The 23551-nt window shown below is 75.0% G+C and carries 5 protein-coding genes; 4 read left to right on the forward strand and 1 reads right to left on the reverse strand.

Translation table 11 applies throughout. The features are described 5' to 3' along the window. Positions 1-67 precede the first annotated feature (67 nt). Both ACZ7HQ_RS27315 and ACZ7HQ_RS27320 read left to right on the forward strand, forming a co-directional pair. The gene (locus ACZ7HQ_RS27315) at positions 68-15508 is read left to right on the forward strand and encodes an SDR family NAD(P)-dependent oxidoreductase (protein WP_470995014.1); all 15441 of its coding nucleotides are present in this window, start codon (positions 68-70) and stop codon (positions 15506-15508) included. Positions 15509-15534: 26 nt separating this feature from the next. Continuing rightward, positions 15535-19416 (forward strand): type I polyketide synthase, encoded by a 3882-nt coding sequence (locus ACZ7HQ_RS27320; RefSeq protein ID WP_470995017.1) that lies wholly within the window; start codon positions 15535-15537, stop codon positions 19414-19416. Between the two features lie 66 nt (positions 19417-19482). Here the strand turns inward: ACZ7HQ_RS27320 and ACZ7HQ_RS27325 are convergent, their stop codons facing one another. Beyond that, a complete protein-coding gene (locus tag ACZ7HQ_RS27325) occupies positions 19483-19737 on the reverse strand; it encodes a hypothetical protein (RefSeq protein WP_470995020.1) in 255 nt (84 codons plus the stop codon). A gap of 287 nt (positions 19738-20024) precedes the next feature. Here ACZ7HQ_RS27325 and ACZ7HQ_RS27330 point away from each other — a divergent pair, with 287 nt between their 5' ends. Next, complete coding sequence (locus ACZ7HQ_RS27330; protein ID WP_470995023.1) at positions 20025-20828, forward strand: ABC transporter ATP-binding protein; 804 nt, start codon at positions 20025-20027, stop codon at positions 20826-20828. After that, positions 20828-23338 (forward strand): FtsX-like permease family protein, encoded by a 2511-nt coding sequence (locus tag ACZ7HQ_RS27335; protein ID WP_470995026.1) that lies wholly within the window; start codon positions 20828-20830, stop codon positions 23336-23338. Before ACZ7HQ_RS27330 ends, ACZ7HQ_RS27335 begins: the two co-directional genes overlap by 1 nt. The last annotated feature ends 213 nt before the right edge of the window (positions 23339-23551 follow it).

Raw genomic sequence — 23551 nt, forward strand, 5'->3', positions numbered from 1 at the left:
GGCGACCCTCCCACGACACCCCGGCCCCGCCGCAGTCCACCTCTTCGCACAGGAGTGGCGACACCCGATGACCAACGACGAAAAGCTGCTCTCCTACCTCAAGCGGGTCTCCGCCGACCTGGCCCAGACCCGTCAGCGGCTGCGCGAGGTGGAGACCCAGGACCGGGAACCCATCGCCATCGTCGGGATGAGCTGCCGCTTCCCCGGCGGCGTGACCACCCCTGAGGAGCTCTGGCGGCTCGTCCACGACGGCACCGACGCCATCGGTGACTTCCCCGAGGACCGGGGCTGGGACGTCGGGGCACTGTACGACCCCGACCCGGACGCCACCGGCAAGAGCTACGTCACGCGCGGCGGGTTCCTCACCGACGCGGCCGGGTTCGAGCCGGACTTCTTCGGCATCAGCCCCCGCGAGGCGGTCGCGATGGACCCGCAGCAGCGGCTGCTGCTGGAGGTGTCGTGGGAGGCCCTGGAGCGGGCCCGGATCGCCCCCGACTCGGCGCACGGCGCCCGGATCGGGGTGTTCGCCGGCACCAACGGCCAGGACTACAAGGACCTGTTGGCAAAGACGCCCGAGGACAGCGAGGCGGCGCTCGGCACCGGCGTGCTGGCCGCCGTGATCTCCGGCCGCATCTCCTACACCCTGGGCCTGGAGGGCCCGGCCGTCACCATCGACACCGCCTGCTCCTCGGCGCTCGTCGCGGTGCACCTGGCCGTACAGGCCCTGCGCAACAAGGAGTGCACGCTCGCCCTGGCCGGTGGCGCGACCGTGATGTCCACGCCGGGCAACTTCATCGCCTTCTCCCGGCAGCGGGGTCTCGCCCCGGACGGCCGCTGCAAGTCCTTCGCGGACGCGGCCGACGGCACCGGCTGGAGCGAGGGCGCCGGCATGCTGGTGCTGGAACGGCTCGCCGACGCCCGGCGCAACGGCCACCAGGTGCTGGCCGTGGTCCGCGGTTCCGCCGTCAACCAGGACGGCGCGTCCAACGGCCTGACCGCGCCCAACGGACCGTCCCAGCAGCGCGTCATCCGGGCCGCGCTCGCCTCGGCGCGGCTCGGTCCGGCCGACGTCGACCTGCTGGAGGCGCACGGCACCGGCACCACGCTGGGTGACCCGATCGAGGCGCAGGCGCTGCTCGCCACCTACGGGCAGGACCGGCCGCAGGACGCCCCGCTGTGGCTCGGCTCGGTCAAGTCCAACATCGGGCACACCCAGGCCGCGGCCGGCGTCGCCGGCATCATCAAGGCGGTCATGGCGATACGGCACCGCGTCCTGCCGAAGACGCTGCACGCCGACGCGCCCTCCACCAAGGTCGACTGGGACCAGGGCCGGGTCCGGCTGCTGACGGAGAACCGGCCCTGGACCGAGCCCGGCCGCCCCCGCCGCGCCGCCGTCTCCTCCTTCGGCGCGAGCGGAACCAACGCGCACACCATCCTGGAGGAGGCCCCCACCGAGGAACCGGCAGAAACCGGGCCCCGTACGGCGCCGCCGCTGGTGCCCTGGGTGATCTCCGGCCGTACCGAGCGCGCCCTGCGCGAGCAGGCCGCCCGTGTGGTGGCCGCCGCCGGTGAACCGGACGCGGTGGACGTCGCCCACTCCCTGGCGGCCACCCGCACCGCCCACCAGTACCGGGCCGTGGTCCTCGGCGACGGCCGCGACGCGCTCCTGCCGGCCATGACCCGCCTCGCCGAAGGCGGTCAGGCCACCGCCGTCGGCCGCGTCCGCAAGGGACAGACCGCCTTCCTGTTCACCGGGCAGGGCTCGCAGCGCGCCGGCATGGGCCGGGAGCTGTACGCGCACTTCCCGGTGTACGCCCGCGCCTTCGACGAGATCTGCGCGCTGTTCGACGACGACCTGCGCGATCTCGTCCTCGGCGGGGACCCCGAGCCCCTGAACCGCACCGCCCGCACCCAGACCGCGCTGTTCGCCTTCGAGGTCGCGCTGTACCGGCTGGTGGAGTCGTGGGGGCTGACGCCCGACCATCTCGCCGGCCACTCCATCGGCGAGATCGCCGCCGCGCACGTGGCGGGCGTCCTGGACCTGAAGGACGCGACCACGCTGGTGGCCGCGCGGGGCCGGCTGATGCAGGCGCTGCCCGAGGGCGGCGCCATGATCGCCGTACGCGCCACCGAGGAGGAGGTCCGCCCGCTGCTGACCGGGCGGGTCGGCATCGCCGCCGTCAACGGCCCCGACTCCGTGGTGATCTCCGGCGACGCCACCGAGGCCGAGGCGGTGGCCGCCCGCTTCGACAAGAGCCGGCGGCTGAAGGTCTCGCACGCCTTCCACTCGCCGCTCATGGAGCCCATGCTGGACGACTTCCGGTCGGTCGTCACCTCCCTGACCTTCCACCGGGCCACCGTCCCGGTGGTCTCCAACGTCACCGGAGCCCTCGCCACCCAGGACATCGCCACCCCCGACTACTGGGTGCGGCACGTGCGCGAGGCGGTCCGCTTCCACGACGGGATCCGCTCCCTCGCCGCCGCGGGCGTCACCCGCTTCCTCGAACTCGGCCCGGACGCGGTGCTGACGGCCATGGCCCGCGAGTGCCTGGCCGCCGACGGCGCGGACACCGACGCCGTGCTGGCCGCCGCGACCCGCCGCGAGCGAGGCGAGACCGAGACCCTGCTCACCGCCGTGGCCCAGCTGTACACCGGCGGGGCCGCCGTGGACTGGACCGCGCTGTTCACCGGTGCCCGCACGGTCGACCTGCCCACCACCGCCTTCCAGCGCGAGCGGTTCTGGCCCGAGACGGCCGCGGCGGTCGGCGACGTCGGCTCGGCGGGCCTGGACTCCGCCGACCACCCGTTGCTCGGCGCGGCCACCGTGCTCGCCGGCTCCGACGGCGCCGTGCTCATCGGCCAGCTGTCGGTGCGCACCCACCCCTGGCTCGCCGACCACGTCGTCGGCGGCCGGGTCGTCGTCCCCGGCACCGCCATGGTCGAACTCGCCGTCCGCGCCGGCGACCAGGTCGGCTGCGGGCACCTGGAGGAACTCGCCCTGGAAGTACCGCTGGTGCTGCCCGCGGACGACGGCGTTCGCGTTCAGGTCGCCGTCGGGGCGCCCGACGCGTCCGGCGCCCGCACGGTGCAGGTGTACGCCCGTGCCGAGAGCCTGCCCGCCGACGAACCCTGGACCCTGCACGCCTCCGGCCTGCTCGCCGCGGGCACCGGCTCACCGGGCGCCCGCCTGGACGTCTGGCCTCCCGAGGACGCCGAACCCCTCGACACCGGCGGCCTGTACGAGCGGCACGCCGCCGCCGGCCTCGCGTACGGCCCCGTCTTCCGGGCGCTGACGGCCGCCTGGCGGCGCGGCGAGGAACTGTTCGCCGAGGTGCGGCTGCCGGACCGGCCCGCCGCCGACGCGCCTCGCTTCGGCCTGCACCCGGCCGCCTTCGACGCGGCCCTGCACTCCCTGGCCCTGCTCGGCGACGGATCCGCCGACGACACCGCGCGGCTGCCCTTCCTGTTCGCGGGCGTCACCCTGCACGCCGTCGGCGCCTCCGTGCTCCGGGCACGGCTGGTCCCCACCGGGCCGCACTCCTTCGCCGTCGACCTGGCCGACGCCACCGGCGCCCCCGTCGCCACGGTCACCTCGCTCGCCGCCCGCCCGCTCACCCAGCTGCACGCCCCCCGGGACACCGGCGCCGACGCCCTGTTCACGCTCGACTGGCAGCCGCTGACCCTGGAGACCGACGCCCCCGGCACCGACCACCGGGTGCTGCACAGCACGCCGGGAACGGACGCCGCCGCCGTGCGCGAGGCCCTGCACACCGCGCTCGCCGCCCTGCAGGACGAGGACCCCCGCCCGCTGGCCGTCGTCACCCGCGGCGCGGTCAGCGTCGCCGGGGAGGACGTGCCCGACCTGGCCGGTGCGGCCGTGTGGGGCCTGGTGCGCTCCGCGCAGTCGGAGAACCCGGACCGGTTCGTGCTGGTCGACCTCGAACCGGACGCGGACGCCGCCGTACCGCCCGCCGTCCTCGCCTGCGGCGAACCGCAGATCGCGCTGCGCTCCGCAACCGCCCGCGCGGCCCGGCTGGTGCGCGCCGAAGTCCCCGCCGACGCACCGGAGTTCGCGCTCGACCCCGAGGGAACGGTCCTGCTGACCGGAGCCACCGGCGGCCTCGGCCCGGTGCTGGCCCGCCACCTGGTCACCGCCTACGGCGTCCGCCGTCTCGCGCTCGTCAGCCGGTCCGGCACCGCCGACGACCTCATCGCCGAACTCGCCGCTCTCGGCGCCACCGCGGCCGCGTACGCGTGCGACGTCTCCGACCGGGACGCCCTCGCCGCCGTCCTCGCCGGCATCCCGGCCGCTCACCCGCTCACCGCTGTCGTCCACGCCGCAGGCGTCCTCGACGACGGCGTGGTCTCCTCGCTCACCCCCGAGCGGATCGACACGGTCCTCGCCCCGAAGGCACTGGGCGCACTCCACCTGCACGAACTCATCGGGGACCGCGTGGCGTTCGTGCTGTTCTCGTCCGTCGCCGGCACCGTTGGTGCCCCGGGCCAGGGCAACTACGCCGCCGCCAACGCCTTCCTGGACGCCCTCGCCACCCACCGCCACGCCCAGGGCACACCCGCACTGTCCCTGGCGTGGGGGCCGTGGGCCCCGTCCGGCGGCATGACCAGCTCCCTCGACGAGGCCGACCGCGCCCGGATGACGCGCGGCGGCATGACCGCCCTGTCCGCGCAGGAGGGCACCGCCCTGTTCGACCGGGCGGTGCGCGCCGGACGTCCCGCGCTGGCGCCGGTACGGCTCAGCCTGCCCGCGCTGCGCGCCCAGGGCGGCGGCCTCGCGCCCGTCCTGCGTGCGCTGGTGGGGCGCCCGGTGCGCCCGGAGGCCGCCACCGAGGACGCCGGCCCCGCCTTCGCCGAGCGGATGGCCGCACTCGGGGACGAGGAGCGTGCCGAGGCCCTGCTGCACACGGTCCGCGCCCATGTCGCCGGCGTGCTCGGGCACGCCGACCCCGGCAGCGTGGAGACCGACCGGGCCTTCAAGGACCTCGGCTTCGACTCGCTCGCCGCCATCGAGCTGCGCAACTCCCTGTCCGCCGAGATCGGGCAACGGCTGTCCGCCACCCTCGTCTTCGACCACCCGTCCCCCGAAGCGCTCGCCGCCCACCTCGGCACCCTGACCGGCGGCGCCCGGACCGGGGCGCGTCGCGGCGGCCGCCGCAGCGGCACGGCACGCGCGGACGAGCCACTGGCCATCGTGGGCCTGGCCTGCCGCTACCCCGGTGACGTCCGCACCCCCGAGGACCTGTGGCGGCTGGTCGCCGGCGGCACCGACGCCATCACCCCGTTCCCCGCCAACCGGGGCTGGGACGTGGACCGTGTGGTCGATCCCACCCGGCAGCGCCCCGACACCTCCTATGTCGGCGAGGGCGGATTCCTGCACGACGCGGGCGAGTTCGACGCCCCGTTCTTCGGCATCAGCCCCAAGGAAGCCCTCGTCATGGACCCGCAGCAGCGGCTGCTGCTGGAGGCGTCCTGGGAGGCGCTCGAGAGCGCCGGCATCGACCCGCACACCCTCAAGGGCAGCCGCACCGGCGTGTTCGCCGGCGTCCAGTACCACGACTACTTCGGCAGCTTCGGCTCCGGCAGCATCATCTCCGGCCGTGTCGCCTACACCCTGGGCCTGGAGGGCCCGTCGCTGTCCGTCGACACCGCCTGCTCCTCGTCGCTGGTGGCGCTGCACCTGGCCGCCCAGTCCCTGAGGCAGGGAGAGTCGAGCCTCGCCCTGGTCGGCGGGGTCGCCGTCATGGCCACCCCGGAGACGTTCATCGAGTTCAGCAGGCAGGGCGCGCTCGCTCCCGACGCCTGCACCCGTGCCTTCGCCGACGCGGCGGGCGGGACCGTGTGGGGCGAGGGCGTCGGCGTCCTGGTCGTGGAACGGCTCTCCGACGCCCGTCGCAACGGCCACGACGTCCTCGCCGTGGTCCGCGGGACGGCCGTCAACCAGGACGGCGCCTCCAACGGCCTGACCGCCCCCAACGGCCCGTCCCAGGAACGCGTCATCCTCGAAGCCCTGGCCAACGCCCGCCTCACCACCGCCGACGTGGACGTGGTGGAGGCGCACGGGACGGGTACGACGCTGGGTGACCCGATCGAGGCGCAGGCGCTGCTGGCCACCTACGGGCAGGACCGGCCCGCCGGTGAGCCGCTGTGGCTGGGCTCGGTGAAGTCGAACATCGGGCACACGCAGGCCGCCGCCGGTGTCGCGGGTGTCATCAAGATGGTGATGGCGATGCGGCACGGGATGCTGCCCAGGTCCCTGCACGTGGACGAGCCGTCCACGAAGGTCGACTGGGACGCCGGACAGGTGCGGCTGCTGACGGAGGAGCGGGAGTGGCCGCGGCACGGCCGGCCGCGCCGGGCCGGTGTCTCCTCGTTCGGGATCAGCGGCACCAACGCCCATGTCATCCTCGAACAGGCCCCGCCCGCCCCCGCCGAGCCGGATCACACCGGACCCGCGGGACCCGCCGTCCCCTGGCTGCTCACCGCCAGGACGCCCGCCGCACTCGCCGGCCAGGCCGCCGCGCTCCTCGGCCATCTCGACACCCACCCCGGGCTCGACCCGTCCGACATCGGCTGGACGCTGGCCACCGCCCGGGCCCGCTTCACCCACCGGGCCGCCATCACCGGACCGGACCCGGCCGAACTGCGCGCCGCCCTGGCCGCGCTGGCCGACGGCGGCACCGCCCGCAACCTCGCCGAGGGCATCGCGCCGGGCCGCGCCCGCCCCGTGTTCGTCTTCCCCGGACAGGGCACCCAGTGGTCCGGGATGGCCACTCAACTACTGGACGAATCACCGGTGTTCGCCACCCGCATGGCCGAGTGCGCCGCCGCGCTGGCGCCGTACACCGACTGGGACTTCCACGCCGAACTGCGCGGTGACCTCGACCGCGTGGACGTCGTCCAGCCGCTGCTGTGGGCCGTCATGGTGTCCCTCGCGCACACCTGGAGCGCCTACGGCGTCACCCCGGCCGCGGTCATCGGCCACTCCCAGGGGGAGATCGCCGCCGCCTGCGCGGTCGGCGCCCTGTCCCTGCAGGACGGTGCCCGTGTCGTCGCCCTGCGGTCCCAGGCCATCGCCGAGCTGCTGTCCGGCTCGGGCGGCATGATGTCCGTCGGCGAGGGCGCCGACGCGGTCCGCGCCCGGCTCGCGGACTGGGGCGGCCGGCTGTCGGTCGCCGCCGTCAACGGCGCCGCCTCCACGGTGGTGTCCGGCGACCCCGACGCCCTCGGTGAGCTCCTCGCCCGGCTGCGGGCGGAGAAGGTCCGCGCCAAGCGCCTGCCGGTGGACTACGCCTCGCACAGCGCCCACGTCGAGGCCCTGCGCGAACGGCTCGCGGACGTCCTCGACGGCATCGAGCCGCGCGGCACCCAGGTGCCGTTCTACTCGACGGTCACCGGCGGCCCGATCGACACCGCGGAACTCGGCGCCGGGTACTGGTACACCAACCTGCGCGGAACCGTCCTGTTCGAACAGGCGGTGCGCGCCGCCGTCGCCGCCGGGCACCAGCTGTTCATCGAGTCCAGCCCGCACCCCGTCCTCACCGTCGGCATCCAGGAGACCGACGACGCCGTGGCCGCCGTGGGCTCCCTGCGCCGCGACGAGGGCGGCCGGGACAGGCTGCTGACCGCCCTCGGCGAAGCCTTCACCCACGGCGCCGCCGTGGACTGGGCGGCCGTCGCCGAGGGCCGCCGCCCGCGCCGCGTCCCGCTGCCCGGCTACGCCTTCCAGCGCGAGTGGTACTGGCTCGACAGCACCGCGAACGGCGCCGACGTCACCTCCGCCGGGCTCGCCCCCACGGACCACGCCCTGCTGGGTGCCGCGATGGTGCGGGCCGACAGCGAGGGCGCCGTGCTCACCGGCCGCCTCTCGCCCGGCACCCAGCCCTGGCTGGAGGACCACCGGGTCGGCGGCCGGCTGCTCTTCCCCGGCACCGGACACCTGGAGCTGGCCCTGCGCGCCGGTGACCAGGTCGGCTGCGGCGACATCGCCGAACTCACCCTGCACGCGCCACTGGTGCTGCCCGACCACGGCGCCGTCCAGCTCCAGGTCGTCGTCGGCCCACCCGGGGGAGAGACCCGCCCGGTCACCGTCTGGTCGCGTCCGGAGAGCCCCGACGAGGACTTGCCGTGGACCCGGCACGCCGACGGCCTGCTCGCCCCGACCGGCACCGTCGCGGCCACCGCCGACCCGCTGTCCGCCTGGCCCCCGCAGGGCGCCGAACCGGTCCCGCTCGACGGCCTGTACGACGAACTCGCCGCCCTCGGACTCGGCTACGGACCCCTGTTCCGGGGCCTGCGTGCGGCCTGGCGCGCCGAGGACGGGCTCTACGCGGAGGTCGCCACCGATGCGGCGCCCGACGGCTTCGGGCTGCACCCGGCCCTGTCGGACGCCGCCCTGCACACCGTCGGCCTCACCGACGCGGCCGGCAACGAGGCCCTGCTGCCGTTCGCGTGGTCCGGGGTACGGCTGTACGCCACCGGCGCGACCGCGCTGCGCGTCCGCGTGCGGGCCACCGGCGAGGGCACCGTCTCCCTCACGCTCGCCGACCCCACGGGCGCGCCCGTCGCCACCGTCGAGTCGCTCGCCCTGCGGCCCCTGCGGACCGAGGCGCTGGCCGCCGCTGCCCGCTCGGCGCGTGCGGGTGCGCTGTACCGGATCGACTGGGTGCCGGCCCCACCGCCCGCGGCGGCCGCGGGCGCGGTGGAGGTGGTGCGCGCCCCGGCCGGGGTGAGCGCCGCGGACGCCCGGGCGGCCGTCGACACGGTCCTCGACGCGCTGCGCGCCGGGCTGGCCGCCGACGAACCCACCCTGGTGGTCGTCACCGGCACCGACCCGGCGGGCGCGGCGGTCGGCGGACTGGTCCGCTCGGCCCAGTCCGAGAACCCCGGGCGCATCGTGCTCGTCGAGTCCGAGGAGGAGCCGGACACCGATCGCCTCGCCGAGGCGGTGGCCACCGGCGAACCGCACCTCGCCCACCACAACGGCGCCTGGCAGGTGCCGCGCCTCACCCGTACGGCCACCGACGGCCCGGTCCCGGCCACCGAGGGCTCCGGCCGGACGCCCGACGGGTCCGGCCCGGCCGCCGATGCCGGTCGGCGCCCCGGGCTCGGTGACGGCACCGTCCTGCTCACCGGCGCCACCGGCGCCCTCGGCCGTGTTCTCGCCCGGCATCTGGTCGCCGAGCGGGGTGTGCGGGACCTGCTGCTGCTCAGCCGCAGCGGTGCCGCCGACGAACTCGTCGCCGAACTCACCGCTCTGGGTGCCCAGGTGACGAGCGCCGCCTGTGACGTCGCCGACCGGGCCGCGCTCGCCGCCGTGCTGGACGCCGTACCGGCCGACAGGCCGCTGACCGCCGTGATCCACGCGGCCGGTGTCCTCGCCGACGGAGTGCTCACCTCCCTCACCCCGGAGCGGATCGACGCCGTGTTCCGGCCGAAGGCCGACGCGGCCTGGAACCTGCACGAACTCACCGCGGACCTGGACCTGTCCGCATTCGTGCTGTTCTCCTCGTCCGCCGCGACGCTCGGCTCGCCGGGTCAGGCCAACTACGCCGCCGCCAACGCCTACCTCGACGCCCTCGCCGTACACCGCCGCACCCTGGGACTGCCCGCGTACTCCCTGGGCTGGGGCCTGTGGGCGCAGGCCGGCGGCATGACCGGCACCCTCGACGCGACGGACCTCACACGCATCGCCCGCGGCGGTGTCGCGCCCTTGGAGGCCGAGGAGGGCGTCGCCCTCTTCGACGCCGCCCTGCGCGGCGACGACCCCGCCGTCCTGCCGGTGAAGCTGGACATGACCTCCCTGCGCGCCCAGGGCGAGGGCCTGGCCCCGCTGTTCCGTGGCCTCGTGCCCGTACGCCGGACCGGTGCGGCGACCGGGCAGACCGCGACCGGCGGCGCCGACGCCCTGCGCGACCGGCTCGCCGGACTGCTGGAGGCGGAGCGCGAACCGTTCCTCACCGAACTCGTGCAGAGCCACGTCGCGACCATCCTCGGCTACCGTTCCGCCCAGGACGTCGGCCGCACCCTGGCGTTCCGGGAACTCGGCTTCGACTCGCTGGCCGCCGTCGAACTGCGCAACCGGCTGACCGCGGCGACCGGCCTGCGGCTGCCCGCCACCCTCGTCTTCGACCACCCCACCCCCGCCGAACTGGCCCGCCATCTGCTCGGCGAACTCACCGGCACCCTGGCCGGGGCGACCGCTCGCAGCACGCCCCGGGGCGCCGCCGACGAACCGATCGCCGTCATCGGCATGGCCTGCCGCTTCCCCGGCGGCATCGCCTCGCCGGAGGACCTGTGGAGGCTGGTCGCCGAAGGGCGGGACGCGGTCGGCGAGTTCCCCGCCGACCGCGGCTGGGACGTCGAGAACCTCTACGACCCGACCCTGGACCGGCCGGGCACCAGCTACACCCGGCACGGCGCCTTCCTGTACGACGCCGCCGACTTCGACCCGGCGTTCTTCGCCATGGACGACGAGGAGGCCGAGGTCACCGACCCCCAGCAGCGGCTGCTGCTGGAGACCTCCTGGGAGGCGCTGGAACGCGCCTCCATCGACCCCGCCCGCCTGCGCGGCTCCGACACCGGTGTGTTCGCGGGCGTCATGTACCACGACTACTTCGGCAGCTTCGGCTCCGGCAGCGTGGTCTCCGGCCGCGTCGCCTACACCCTCGGCCTGGAAGGCCCGACCCTGTCCGTCGACACGGCCTGCTCCTCGTCGCTCGTGGCGCTGCACCTGGCCGCGCAGTCCCTGCGGCAGGGCGACTGCTCCCTGGCGCTGGCCGGGGGAGTGACCGTCATGGCCACCCCGGGCACCTTCGTGGAGTTCAGCCGGCACCGGGGACTGTCCCGGGACGGCCGCTGCAAGCCCTTCGCGGACGCCGCCGACGGCACCGGCTTCGGCGAGGGCGCCGGCGTCCTGCTGCTGGAACGGCTCTCCGACGCCCGCCGCAACGGCCGGAAGATCCTCGCCGTGCTGCGGGGCACCGCCGTCAACCAGGACGGCGCCTCCAACGGCATCAGCGCCCCCAACGGCCCCGCCCAGCAGCGGGTCATCCGGCGCGCCCTGCAGGCGGCCGGTGTCGAGGCGGCCGAGGTCGACGTGGTCGAGGCCCACGGCACCGGCACCACCCTCGGCGACCCCATCGAGGCCCAGGCGCTGATCGCCACCTACGGCGCCGAGCACACCGAGGACCACCCGCTGTGGCTCGGCTCGGTGAAGTCCAACCTGGGCCACACCCAGGCCGCGGCCGGTGTCGCCGGGGTCATCAAGATGGTCGAGGCCCTCCGCAACGAGACCCTGCCGGCCAGCCTCGGCATCGACCGGCCGTCCCGGCACGTGGAGTGGGAGGGCGCGGGCGTCCGTCTGCTCACCGAGAACCGGCCCTGGCCCGACCCGGGCCGTCCGCGCCGCGCGGGCGTCTCGTCGTTCGGTATCTCCGGCACCAACGCGCACGTGATCGTCGAGGCCGCGCCGCAACCGGAGGAGTCCGCGCCCGAGCCCACCGCCCCGCCGGCCGGCACCGTACCGTGGCTGCTCTCCGGCCACACCCCGGACGCCCTGCGCGCCCAGGCGGCGCGGCTGCTGGACCACCTGTCCGCCACCCCGGACGCCGACCCGCACCGCGTCGCCGGCGCGCTCGCCCACGCCCGCACCCGGCTCGCGCACCGGGCCGCCGTCCTCGGCCGTACCCGGGGCGAACTGACCGCGGGCGTACAGGCCGTGGCGGAGGGCCGCTCACCGCGGTCCGGCGTCCTCGGCACCGCCGCCGACGCCCGGCTCGCCTTCCTCTTCTCCGGCCAGGGCTCACAGCTGCCCGGCATGGGCACCCGGCTCGCGGCGGCGTTCCCCGCCTTCGCCACCGCCTTCGACGAGGTCCGCGCCCAGCTCGACCCGTTGCTGGACCGGCCGCTCACCGACGTCCTCGACTCCGCCGAACTGCTGGAGCGCACCGCGTACACCCAGCCCGCGCTGTTCGCCGTCGAAGTGGCCCTGTACCGGCTGCTGGAGTCGTTCGGCGTCCGGCCCGACCTGCTCGCCGGGCACTCCGTCGGTGAGTTCGCCGCCGCCCATGTCGCGGGCGTGCTCGGCCTGAAGGACGCCTGCACCCTCGTCGCCGCCCGGGGACGCCTCATGCAGGCCCTGCCCGAGGGCGGCGCGATGATCGCCGTACGCGCCGGCGAGGACGAGGTCGCGCCCCTGCTGCGCGACGGCGTGGGGATCGCCGCCGTCAACGGGCCGACGTCCGTCGTCGTCTCCGGCCCCGCCGGTCCGGCCCGCGCCCTGGCGGCACGCTTCGAACGCGGCAAGGAGCTGGCCGTCAGCCACGCCTTCCACTCGGCCCTGATGGAACCGATGCTGGAGGAGTTCCGCGAGATCGCCGCGTCCCTGTCGTACGGCACGCTGCGCATCCCGCTGGTGTCCACCCTCACCGGCGCCCCGGCCGCCCCGGACGAGCTGTCCGGCCCGGAGTACTGGGTGCGGCACGCCCGCGAGGCCGTCCGCTTCGCCGACGCCGTCACCGCCCTGCACGGGGCCGGCGTACGGCACTTCGCCGAGGTCGGCCCGGGCAGCGCGCTGACCGCGGCGGCCGGTGAGTGCCTGCCGGACGGGACGGCCGTCGTACCGCTGCTGCGCAAGGACCGCGAGGAGACCGACGCCCTGCTCACCGGGCTCGCCACCCTGCACGTGCACGGCCGTGCCGTCGACTGGACGGCCCTGCTGCCGCACCGCGACGGCTCGGACCTGCCCACCTACGCCTTCCAGCGCAGCCGCCACTGGATGACCGGCGACCTCGGCCTGCCGCGCCCGGCCGCCGACCATCCGCTGCTCGGCACCGCCGTCGAACTCGCCGGCGCCGACGGCACCCTGTACACCGGTCACCTCTCGCTCGCCGATCACCCGTGGCTGGCGGACCACGCCGTCGGCGGAGTGGCGCTGCTGCCCGGCACCGCCTTCGTCGAGATGGCCCTCGCCGCCGGCGCCCGCGTCGACTGCGGCGCGGTGGAGGAGCTGACCGTCACCGAGCCCCTGGTCCTGCCCGAGGACGGCGCCGTACGCCTCCAGTGCACGGTCGGCGAGCCCGGCACGTCCGGCGCCCGCGCCTTCCGCGTGTACGCCGCCGCGGCCGACGGCGACCCGTGGACCACCCACGCCACCGGCGTACTGCGGCCCGCCGAGGAGACGCCCGTGCACGACCTCACCGCCTGGCCGCCGCCCGCCGCCGAACCCGTGGACCTGGCCGGCGTCTACGAGCGGCTCGCGGAACTGGGCGCCGACTACGGGCCTCGCTTCCAGGGCCTGCGGGCGGCCTGGCGGGCCGGGGAGGACGTGTACGCCGAGGTCGCCGTCCCGGCCGACACCGCCGCGTTCGGGCTGCACCCCGCGCTGTTCGACGCCGCCCTGCACACCATCGGGCTGCGCGCGGGAGCCGAGGAGCGCATGACCCTGCCCTTCGCCTGGAGCGGCGTGGAACTGTCCACGCGGGGCGCGGCCGCCCTGCGCGTGCGGATCGCCCCGGCCGGTGCCGGCGCGGTGCGCATCGACGCCGCCGACGAGACCGGCCGGCCGGTGGCCCGGGTCGCGTCGCTGTCGCTGCGGGAGGTGGACCCGCAGCGGATCGCCGCGGCCGCGGCGGGCGGACACGACGACCTGTTCGCCCTCGACTGGGTGCCGGTCTCCGTGCCCGTGGCCCCGCAGGCCGGACGGTGGACCGTGCTCGGCCCCGGCCGCGAGGAACTGGCCCGCGCCCTGGCCGGCCAGGTCGCGGAGGCCGGCGTCGCCGACGACCTGGCCGAGGCCGCCGAACAGACCCCGGACACCCTGGTCGTCGTGCACGCCGGGGGCGACGGAGCGGACGCGGTCCGGGCCGGCGTCCGGCACCTGCTCACCCAGGTGCAGGACTGGCTGGCCGACGCCCGGTTCACCGACACCACCCTGGTGGTGGCGACACACGGAGCGACCGGGCCCGGGGCCGTCACCGACGTCGGCGCCGCCGCCGCGTGCGGACTGATCCGCTCCGCCCAGTCCGAGCACCCCGACCGCCTGGTCCTCGCCGACCTGGACGACACGGATGCCTCCCGCCGCCTGCTGCCCTCCGCCGTAGCCTCCGGTGAACCCCAACTGGCCCTGCGCAACGGCGGATCGACCGTCCCCCGGCTGGTGCGCGCACCACGCCTGGACGCGGCCGCCCCGGCCGACTGGTCCGGCGGCGTCCTCGTCACCGGCGGCACCGGCGCCCTGGGCCGGCTGGTCGCCCGGCACCTGGTCACCGCGCACGGCGCCGAGCGGCTGGTGCTGCTCAGCCGCGGCGGGCCCGAGGCGCCCGGCGCGGCCGAGCTGCGCGAGGAGCTGACCGGGCTGGGTGCGCGGGTGACCGTCGTCGCCTGCGACGCCGCCGACCGCGCCGCTCTCGCCCGGGTCCTGGACGAGCACCCGGTCTCCGCCGTCGTGCACACCGCGGGCGTACTCGCCGACGCCGTCCTGACCTCGCTCACCCCCGAACGGCTGGACGCGGTCCTGCGGCCGAAACTGGACGCCGCCTGGCACCTGCACGAACTGACCCGGGAACGGCCGCTCACGGCGTTCGTGCTGTTCTCCTCCGCGGCGGGTCTGCTCGGCAGCCCCGGCCAGTCCGGCTACGCCGCGGGCAACACCTTCCTCGACGCCCTCGCCGCCCACCGCCGCTCGCTCGGCCTGCCCGCGGTCTCGCTCGCCTGGGGCGCCTGGGCGGGCAGCGGCGGCATGGCCGACCGGCTCGGCGACACCGACACCCGCCGCGTCACCTCCGGAGGCGTGCTCGCCCTCGACGCGGAGGCGGGGCTCGCCCTGTTCGACACGGGCGTCGGCCGCGACGAACCGGTCCTGCTGGCGGCCCGTCTCGACCTCGCCCCACGCGAACCCGCCCGCGTCGCACCGCTCCTGCGCTCCCTGGTGCGGGCGCCGCGCCGGACTGCGTCCGGGGCGCCGGCCGCGGCCTCGGCAGCCCTGCGCCGTGAACTGGCCGGGCTCGCCCCCGAGGAGCGGACCGAACGGCTGCTGCGGCTGGTGCGGGACGAGGCCCGGTCGGTGCTCGGCGTCGAGGAGTTCGAGAACGACCTGCCCTTCAAGGACCTCGGGTTCGACTCGCTGACCGCCGTCGAGTTCCGCAACCGGCTCAACGAGGCCACCGGACTCAGGCTGACCGCGACGCTCGTCTTCGACCATCCCACACCGGTCGCGCTCACCGAGCACCTCGCCGCCGAGCTTGCCCCGCGCACCGACGACGGGCCGCGCGAGGAGGAGGACACCGTGCGGGCCGCGCTCGCCGCCATTCCGGTGGGACGGCTGCGCGAGGCCGGCCTGCTGGACAGCCTGCTCGAACTCGCCGGGCTGCGACCCGCGCCGGAGCCGGCGGCGACCGGCGGACCCGGCGGACCGTCGATCGACGCGATGGACGCCGAGAGCCTGATCAGCATGGCGCTCGACGACCTAGTCGAGGACGACGACGCCCTGTGACGACGCCTGCGACAAGGAAGAGGACCATGGCCGAGCCCGAGAAGCCGGACACCAGGACGGTCGAGGCACTGCGGGCCTCGCTGAAGGAGATCGAGCGGCTGCGGGAACGCAACCGCACCCTGACCGCGGCGGCCCGGGAACCGGTGGCCGTCGTCGGCATGGCCTGCCGCTACCCGGGCGGCGTCCGGTCCCCCGAGGACCTGTGGCGCCTGGTGGCGGACGGCGCGGAGGGCATCACCGGGTTCCCCGACGACCGCGGCTGGGACCCGGACCTGTACGACCCGACGCCGGGGGTACCGGGCCGCTCCCTCACCCGGGAGGGCGGATTCCTGCACGACGCGGGCGAGTTCGACGCCGCGTTCTTCGGCATCGGCCCGATCGAGGCCCTCGTCATGGACCCGCAGCAACGGCTGCTCCTCGAAGGCTCCTGGGAGGCCCTGGAGGACGCCGGCATCGATCCCGTGTCGCTGCGCGGCAGCCGCACCGGTGTGTTCGCGGGCGTCATGTACCACGACTACTTCGGCAGCTTCGGCTCCGGCAGCATCGTCTCCGGCCGCGTCGCCTACACCCTCGGCCTCGAGGGGCCGACGCTCAGCGTCGACACCGCCTGCTCGTCGTCCCTGGTCACCCTGCACCTGGCCGTGCAGTCGCTCCGGCAGGGAGAGTGCACCCTGGCGCTGGCCGGGGGAGTGACGGTGATGGCCTCGCCGGGCACCTATGTGGAGTTCAGCCGGCAGGGCGCCCTCTCCCCGGACGGGCGCTGCCGCTCCTTCGCCGACGACGCCTCCGGCACCGGGTTCTCCGAGGGACTGGGCGTCCTCGTGCTGGAGCGGTTGAGCGACGCGCGGCGCAACGGGCATCCCGTGCTGGCGGTGGTCCGTGGTTCGGCGGTCAATCAGGATGGTGCGTCGAACGGTCTGACGGCGCCGAACGGTCCGTCGCAGCAGCGGGTGATCCGGCAGGCGCTGGCGGCGGCGCGTGTGTCGGCCGCGGATGTGGATGTGGTGGAGGCGCACGGGACGGGTACGACGCTGGGTGATCCGATCGAGGCGCAGGCGTTGCTGGCCACGTACGGGCAGGACCGGTCTTCCGGTGAGCCGTTGTGGCTGGGGTCGGTGAAGTCGAACATCGGGCACACGCAGGCCGCGGCCGGTGTGGCGGGGGTCATCAAGATGGTGATGGCGATGCGCCACGGCGTCCTGCCGAAGACGCTCCACGTGGACACGCCGTCCACGAAGGTCGACTGGGACACCGGCCGGGTACGGCTCCTGACGGACCACCAGCCCTGGCCGCGGAGCGAGCGTCCGCGCCGAGCCGGCATCTCCTCCTTCGGCATCAGCGGCACCAACGCCCACACCATCATCGAGGAGCCACCGGCGGCGGACGAACCGCCGACGGACACCGACCCCGACGCCCCGGCGACCGTATGGCCCCTGTCGGCCCGTTCCGCCCAGGCCCTCCCCGCGCAGGCCGAGCGTCTGCACGCCTTCCTCGCGGACCGTCCCGGGCTGCACCCGGCGGCCGTCGCCCGGGCCCTCGGCACCCGGCGGACGGCCTTCGACCACCGAGCGGCCGCCACCGGCACCGACCGCGACCAGCTCATGGCCGCACTGCGCGCCCTCGCCACCGGAGCGCCCGGCCCCACGGCCGCGACCGGCAGGGCACGAGCGGGGACCCGTACGGCCTTTCTGTTCACCGGCCAGGGCGCCCAGCGCCTCGGCATGGGCCTCCAACTACGCGCCCGGTACCGGGTGTTCGCCGACACCTTCGACGCGATCGACACCCGTCTCGGCCTGGGCCTGTCCGAACTGCTGGCAGGCGACGACGCCGGCGCCGTCCACCGCACGCAGCACGCGCAGACGGCGCTGTTCGCCTACGAGGTGGCCCTGTTCCGGCTGCTGGAGTCCTTCGGCGTGCGGCCCGACGTCCTGGCCGGGCACTCCGTCGGGGAAATCGCCGCCGCGCACGTGGCGGGCGTCCTCGACCTGGACGACGCGTGCACGCTGGTCGCCGCCCGCGGCCGGCTCATGCAGGCCCTGCCGGAGGGCGGCGCGATGGTCGCCGTGCAGGCCACCGAGGACGACGTACGGCCGCTGCTGGACGGCCGTGTCGGGCTGGCCGCGGTGAACGGGCCGTCGTCCGTGGTCCTGTCGGGCGAGGAGGAGGCGGTGCTCGCCGCCGCCGGGCGCTTCGCGAAGACCAAGCGGCTCGCCGTGTCGCACGCCTTCCACTCACCCCTGATGGACGGCATGCTCGGCGAATTCCGCGCCGTGGCCGAGAAGCTGACCTTCCACGAGCCGCGGATCCCGCTGGTGTCCACCCTCACCGGCCGCCCCGCCGGGAGCGACCGGCTGCGCGACCCCGGCCACTGGGTGCGCCACGTGCGGGAGACGGTCCGGTTCGCCGATGCCGTCGCCGCCCTCACCGCCTCGGGCGTCGGCCGCTTCGTCGAGATCGGGCCCGACGCCGTACTGACCGGCCTCGCCCGCGCGTGCGTGGACGGCGACGGCAGCGTGTTCGTCGCCCTCGGCCGGCGTCACGGCAGCGAGCCCACGGCCCTCATGTCCGGACTCGCCCGCCTGTACACCGACGGCCTCGCCCCCGACTGGGCGGCGGTCTTCCCCGGCAGGGCCCGCGCCGAACTGCCGACCTACGCCTTCCGGCGCGAGCGGTACTGGCTCAACGCCGATGTGGCCCTCACGGCCGGTCCGCTCACCGGGCACCTGCCGTCCGCCGCAGCCGTCGAGCCCGCCGACGCCGAGCCGTTGCGGCAGCGGCTGGCCGGTGCGTCGCCCGCCGAGCGGGAGGCGCTCCTGACCGACGTGATCCGGGCGCAGACCGCCGCGATCCTCGGCCACGCGGGAGCGGAGGCCGTCGAGCCGGACGCGGTCTTCCTGGAGATCGGGATGGACTCGGTCTCCGCGGCCGAACTCCGCAGCGCCCTCGGCAGCGCCCTGGGGACGACCCTGCCCGCGGGTGCCGTCTTCGACCACCGCACCCCGGCCGCCCTCGCCGCCGCCCTGCGCGGCCACCCGGCCGAGGCAGCCGCGGGCTCGGACGGCACCGGCGACCCCGCGTCGGTCAGCGCGCTGGTGCGGCGTGCGGCGGCCGACGGGCGGATGGCACAGGCCATCGAACTGCTGCGCACGGTCGCCGACATCCTCCCCGGCTTCTCGTCCCTGTCCGAATTCGGGCACGTCACCGACCCGGTGCGGCTCGCCACGGGCGATGCCTCGCCCCGGCTCCTGTGCCTTCCCTCACCGATGGCACTCGGCGGCGCCCACCAGTACGCCCGTTTCGCCCGGCACTTCCACGGCCGCCGGGACGTCCTGGTGCCGGCGGTGCCCGGCTTCGGCCCCGGGGACGCACTGCCGCGTTCCGTGGACGCGGTGGTGGAGGTGGTCGTCGAGGGCATCCGCCGGGCGTGCGCGGACGAGCGGCCGTACGTGCTCGTCGGCTACTCCTCCGGCGGGCAGTTCGCGCACGCGGCCGCCGAGATCATGGAGAAGGCCGGACAGCCCGCCTCGGGCGTGGTCCTGCTGGACACCTACCTGCCCGGGGACGACGGCAAGGACGAGCTGTGGCGGCAGATGTTCGACGGCATGCTGGAGCGCGAGTCGGCCCTCGGCGGGTTCGGAACCGCCCGCCTCGCCGCCATGAGCCGCTACAGCGACCTGATCCAGCACTGCATGCCGGGCGCCCTGACCGCGCCCGTGCTGTTCGTGCGGCCCGAGGAGTCCTTCGCGACGGGTGCCGGTACCGGCGACTGGCGGGCCACCTGGCCCGCGGACCACGAACCGGTCGACGTGCCCGGCACGCACTTCACGATCCTGGAGGAACGCGCAAAGGCCACGGCCGCGGCGGTGGAGGCGTGGCTGACGGCGACGGGAGCCGCCGGCACCTCCTGAAAGCGCGACGGGACCGGACGTGGTGGGGCGGGGCGGCCGAAAGGCTGCCCGCGCCCCGATTCGTATTCACTCGCCGGCCTCGCGGAAATGCGCAAGCCACGCGTGGATATCGCAACGGATACTGTCCGGATCGATGCCTAATTGCACGGCGATTTCGTCCGCTGCCGATTCCGGCTGCCAGCCGCTCCGCTGGAGCGCCAGCCACATCGTCGTGCCGCGCGGTCCGCACCTGTGCCGCTTCCCGGTGCGCCGGGAGAACAGTTCCAGATATCCGTCGGGCCGGACCTGCGCGGTCAGCTCGTGGTCAGGCCTCCTGGCCATGGGACTTCCCATCTTTCGCAGATTTTTCGGACGGCTTTGACGGTACCCGCGCACACGCACCGGGACACGGGCGGCAACCGGCCCTTTCGCAGGGGAGTCAGGTATGCGGACAAGGTGGTGACACCCCTGCACAAAGTTCGCGGACGGCCGACGAAACCTGGCGTGCGGAGGTAGAGAAACCTCTACCTCGAACCGGCCGGAGAATGCCAATGTGCCGCAGCCGCAGCGTTCCTAATCTGGTTGGCAGACATCGCGTGAGAAGCGCGTTATCTCATAGGGGAGCCCGAGTGCACACTTCACAGGACCTCCGCCGGGCGGAGGCGGTACGGCTGGACGCCGTGTCGAAGACCTATGGCCGAGGAGACAGCCAGGTGGCCGCGCTCCGCGGGCTCACCATGAGCTTCGCCGACGGCACCTTCACCGCCGTGATGGGCCCGTCCGGATCGGGCAAGAGCACCTTCCTGCACTGCGCCGCGGGACTGGTCCAGCCCAGCTCCGGCACCGTAGCCGTCGGCGGCACCGACCTCGCCGGCCTGGACGACACCCGGCTGACCAAGCTGCGCCGCGACCGGATCGGCTTCATCTTCCAGTCCTTCAACCTGCTGCCCGCGCTGACGGTCATGCAGAACATCACGCTGCCCCTGCAACTGGCCGGACAGCGACCCGACAAGGGCCTGATCCGCACCGTCGTGCAGCGCGTCGGACTGGCCGAGCGGCTCGGCCACCTGCCGTCCCAGCTGTCCGGCGGCCAGCAGCAGCGCGTCGCCATCGCTCGCGCCCTGGTGACCCGCCCCGCCGTCGTCTTCGCCGACGAACCCACCGGCGCCCTCGACACCCGCACCGCCGCGTCCGTGCTCGCCCTGCTGCGCGAGTCCGTCGACACCGCCCGCCAGACGCTGGTCATGGTCACCCACGACCCGGTGGCCGCCTCCTACGCCGACCGCGTGGTCTTCCTCGCCGACGGCACCTACGCCGGCGAACTGCAGCGGCCGACGGCCGACGCCGTGGCCGCCCGGATGACCAGGCTCGGCGCCTGGGAGGACGACAACCACCGGCATGGCACGTCGATGCCCTCGGGAGGGCGGTACTGATGTGGCGCCTGGCACTGCGCACCCTGAAGTTCCGCAGGACGAGCTTCGTCGCGACCTTCCTCGCCATGTTCCTCGGCGCCGCGATCGTCATCGGCTGCGGCGGTCTGATGGAGACAGGCGTCCGCATGGTCGCCGACCCGCAGCGCCTGCAGGGCGCTCCGATCGTCGTCACCGGCGAACAGACCTACGACTCCACCGCCCTGACGGAGCGTCATCGCATCGACCTCGGTCTGGTCGCCGCGGTGGCCAAGGCCGACGGCGTGCGCACGGCCGTCGGTGACGTGTCGGTCCCGGCCACCGTCCTCAAGGACGGCAAGCCGGTGACCGGCAAGTCCGCCTCGTACGGCCACGGCTGGGCGAGCGCCCGGCTCACCCCCTATACCCTCGCCGCCGGTGGATCCCCCGCCGCCGGCGGCGAGGTCGTCCTCGACTCGGGACTCGCGCGGCGCGCCGCCGCCCGCCCCGGGTCCACGGTCGACATCGTCGTCCAGGGCACCACCCGGAGCTTCCGGGTCAGCGGCATCGCCGAGCAGCAGGGCGACCGCAACCCGCACGCCGCCGTGTTCTTCACGGACGACGAGGCACGCACCCTCGCCGGCGGCCGGATCGACTCCATCGGCGTCCTGCCCGCACCCGGGGCCGGCGTCGCCGGCGTCGCCGACGCGGTGCGCTCCGCGGTCGGTGACCGCGCCGAGGTGCTCACCGGGGAGCGCAGGGGCCTGGCCGAACTGCCCGGCACCCTGTCCAGCCGGCGCACCGTCGTCATCCTCGCCGCGGTCTTCGGCTCGTCGGTCGTGCTGATCGTGATGTTCGGCGTCTCCTCCACGCTCGGTCTGTCCCTGCAGCAGCGGGTCCGCGAGATGGCCCTGCTGCGCGCCGTGGGCTCCACCCCGAAGCAGCTGCGCCGCATGATCCTCAGCGAGACGGCCGTCCTGTCGGTCGGTTCCGTGCTGCTGGCCCTGCTGCCCGGATACGGCATCGGGCGGCTGCTGTTCGGGGTGCTGACCGCCAGCGGCGTGGTGTCGTCGGCCATCGTCTACCACGCGGGGTCGATCCCGATGGCCGTCGGAGCGGTCGTCACCGTCCTGGCCGCGGCCGGTGCCACCCGGTTCGCCGGGCGGCGGGCCGCCCGCACCGAACCGGTCGCCGCCCTGGCCGAAACCGCCGCGGGCACCCGCTGGTTCAGCGTGCCACGACTCCTGCTCGCACTGTTCTTCCTCGCGAACGGCATCGGCCTCGCGGTCGCCACCGCCACCGTGATGGAGGACGGCCCCACCCTCGCCAGCACCGCCGGACCGGCCTCCGTGCTGTTCTGCATCGGCCTCGCCCTGCTCGCCCCCGGCATCACCAAGGTCATGGTGGCGCTGCTGCGGCTGCCGGTGCGCGCCCTCTCCGGGCTCTCCGGGCAGCTCGCGCTGCGCAACGCCGCCACCGCCAACGTCCGCATGGCGGGCGCCGTCGCGCCGATCGTCCTGCTCATCGGCATCGCCACCGGCACCCTGTACATGCAGTCCACCGAGGACCACGTCTCCCGGACCTCCTACGACCGCAACATCCTCGCCGACTACGTCCTCGACTCCTCCACGGGCGGGTTCGCCCCCGGCGTCGTCGAGAAGGTGCGTGCCACGCCCGGGGTCTCGGCGGCCTCCGCGTTCGTCACCAGCCGCGGCTTCGTGGACCGCCCGGGCGGCCCGGCCCAGGTCGACCTGCGCGGGGTCTCCGCCGACGGCGTGCGCCAGAGCCTCGACCTGCCCACCGTCGCCGGCTCCCTCGACGGGCTGCGGGACGACACCGTCGCCCTGTCGGACAAGAAGGCCCGCGAGTACGGCGTCAAGGTCGGCGACCGGCTGCCGATGCACCTCGGCGACGGCACCGCCGTACGCCCCACCGTCGTGGCCCTCTACGCCGACAACCCCAAGCAGGAGTACCTGACACTGCCCGCGGCGGCCCTGGCCCCGCACACCGGCGACGGTCTGCCGCACCAGATCCTGGTCCGCACCGCATCCGGGAGCGGAGCCGCGGTCCACCAGCGTCTCGCCGCGCTGGCCGCCTCGGTGCCCGGCACCGAACTGGACGTCAGCTCCTCGCTGGCCGGCCGGAACAACCAGATCCAGCAGATCCTGGTGTCCGCCAACTACACGATCGTCGCCATGATCGTGGGGTACGCCGCCATCACCGTCGTCAACACCCTGGTGGCCGTCACCCGCAAACGGCGCGCCGAGTTCGGCCTCCAGCGGCTCACCGGCGCCACCCGAGCCCAGGTGCTCGGCATGCTGACCGTCGAGGGGCTGCTGATCGGCGTCATCGCCACCGTCCTCGGCACCCTCGCCTCCGCGACGACCATCGTCCCCTACAGCCTCGTCAAGAGCGGTTCGTACCTGCCCTCCGGATCCATCGGCACCTACCTGGCCATCGTCGGCGGGTCGCTGCTGCTGGTGTTCGGCGCCACGCTGCTGCCCTCATGGCGCGGCATGCGCAGCCCCGCCGTGGACACGGTGAAGGCCGCGTGAGCCACCCCCTGACCGGGCCGTCCCCGCTACCCCCGGGCGGGGGCGGCCCCTCCACGGCCGGCGGCACGGAATGGGAAGATGAGGGCATGAAGACTGTGCCGGTCACGGGGGGGGGGGGAGGCAGGGCCGCCCCGCCCGCGACCTCTGGTTGGGCGGGTGGTGTCGTACGCAAAACCCCTTGTTTCTTTTTCTTCTTTGTCCCCACCCCCCCCT

It is taken from the genome of Streptomyces sp. NPDC037290 (assembly GCF_055603245.1).

Excerpts from the sequence above, each read along its gene's own strand:
- ACZ7HQ_RS27315 (WP_470995014.1), top strand. The coding sequence starts at position 68 with ATGACCAACGACGAAAAGCTGCTCTCCTACCTCAAGCGGGTCTCCGCC.
- ACZ7HQ_RS27320 (WP_470995017.1), top strand. The coding sequence starts at position 15,535 with ATGGCCGAGCCCGAGAAGCCGGACACCAGGACGGTCGAGGCACTGCGG.
- ACZ7HQ_RS27325 (WP_470995020.1), bottom strand. The coding sequence starts at position 19,737 with ATGGCCAGGAGGCCTGACCACGAGCTGACCGCGCAGGTCCGGCCCGAC.
- ACZ7HQ_RS27335 (WP_470995026.1), top strand. The coding sequence starts at position 20,828 with ATGTGGCGCCTGGCACTGCGCACCCTGAAGTTCCGCAGGACGAGCTTC.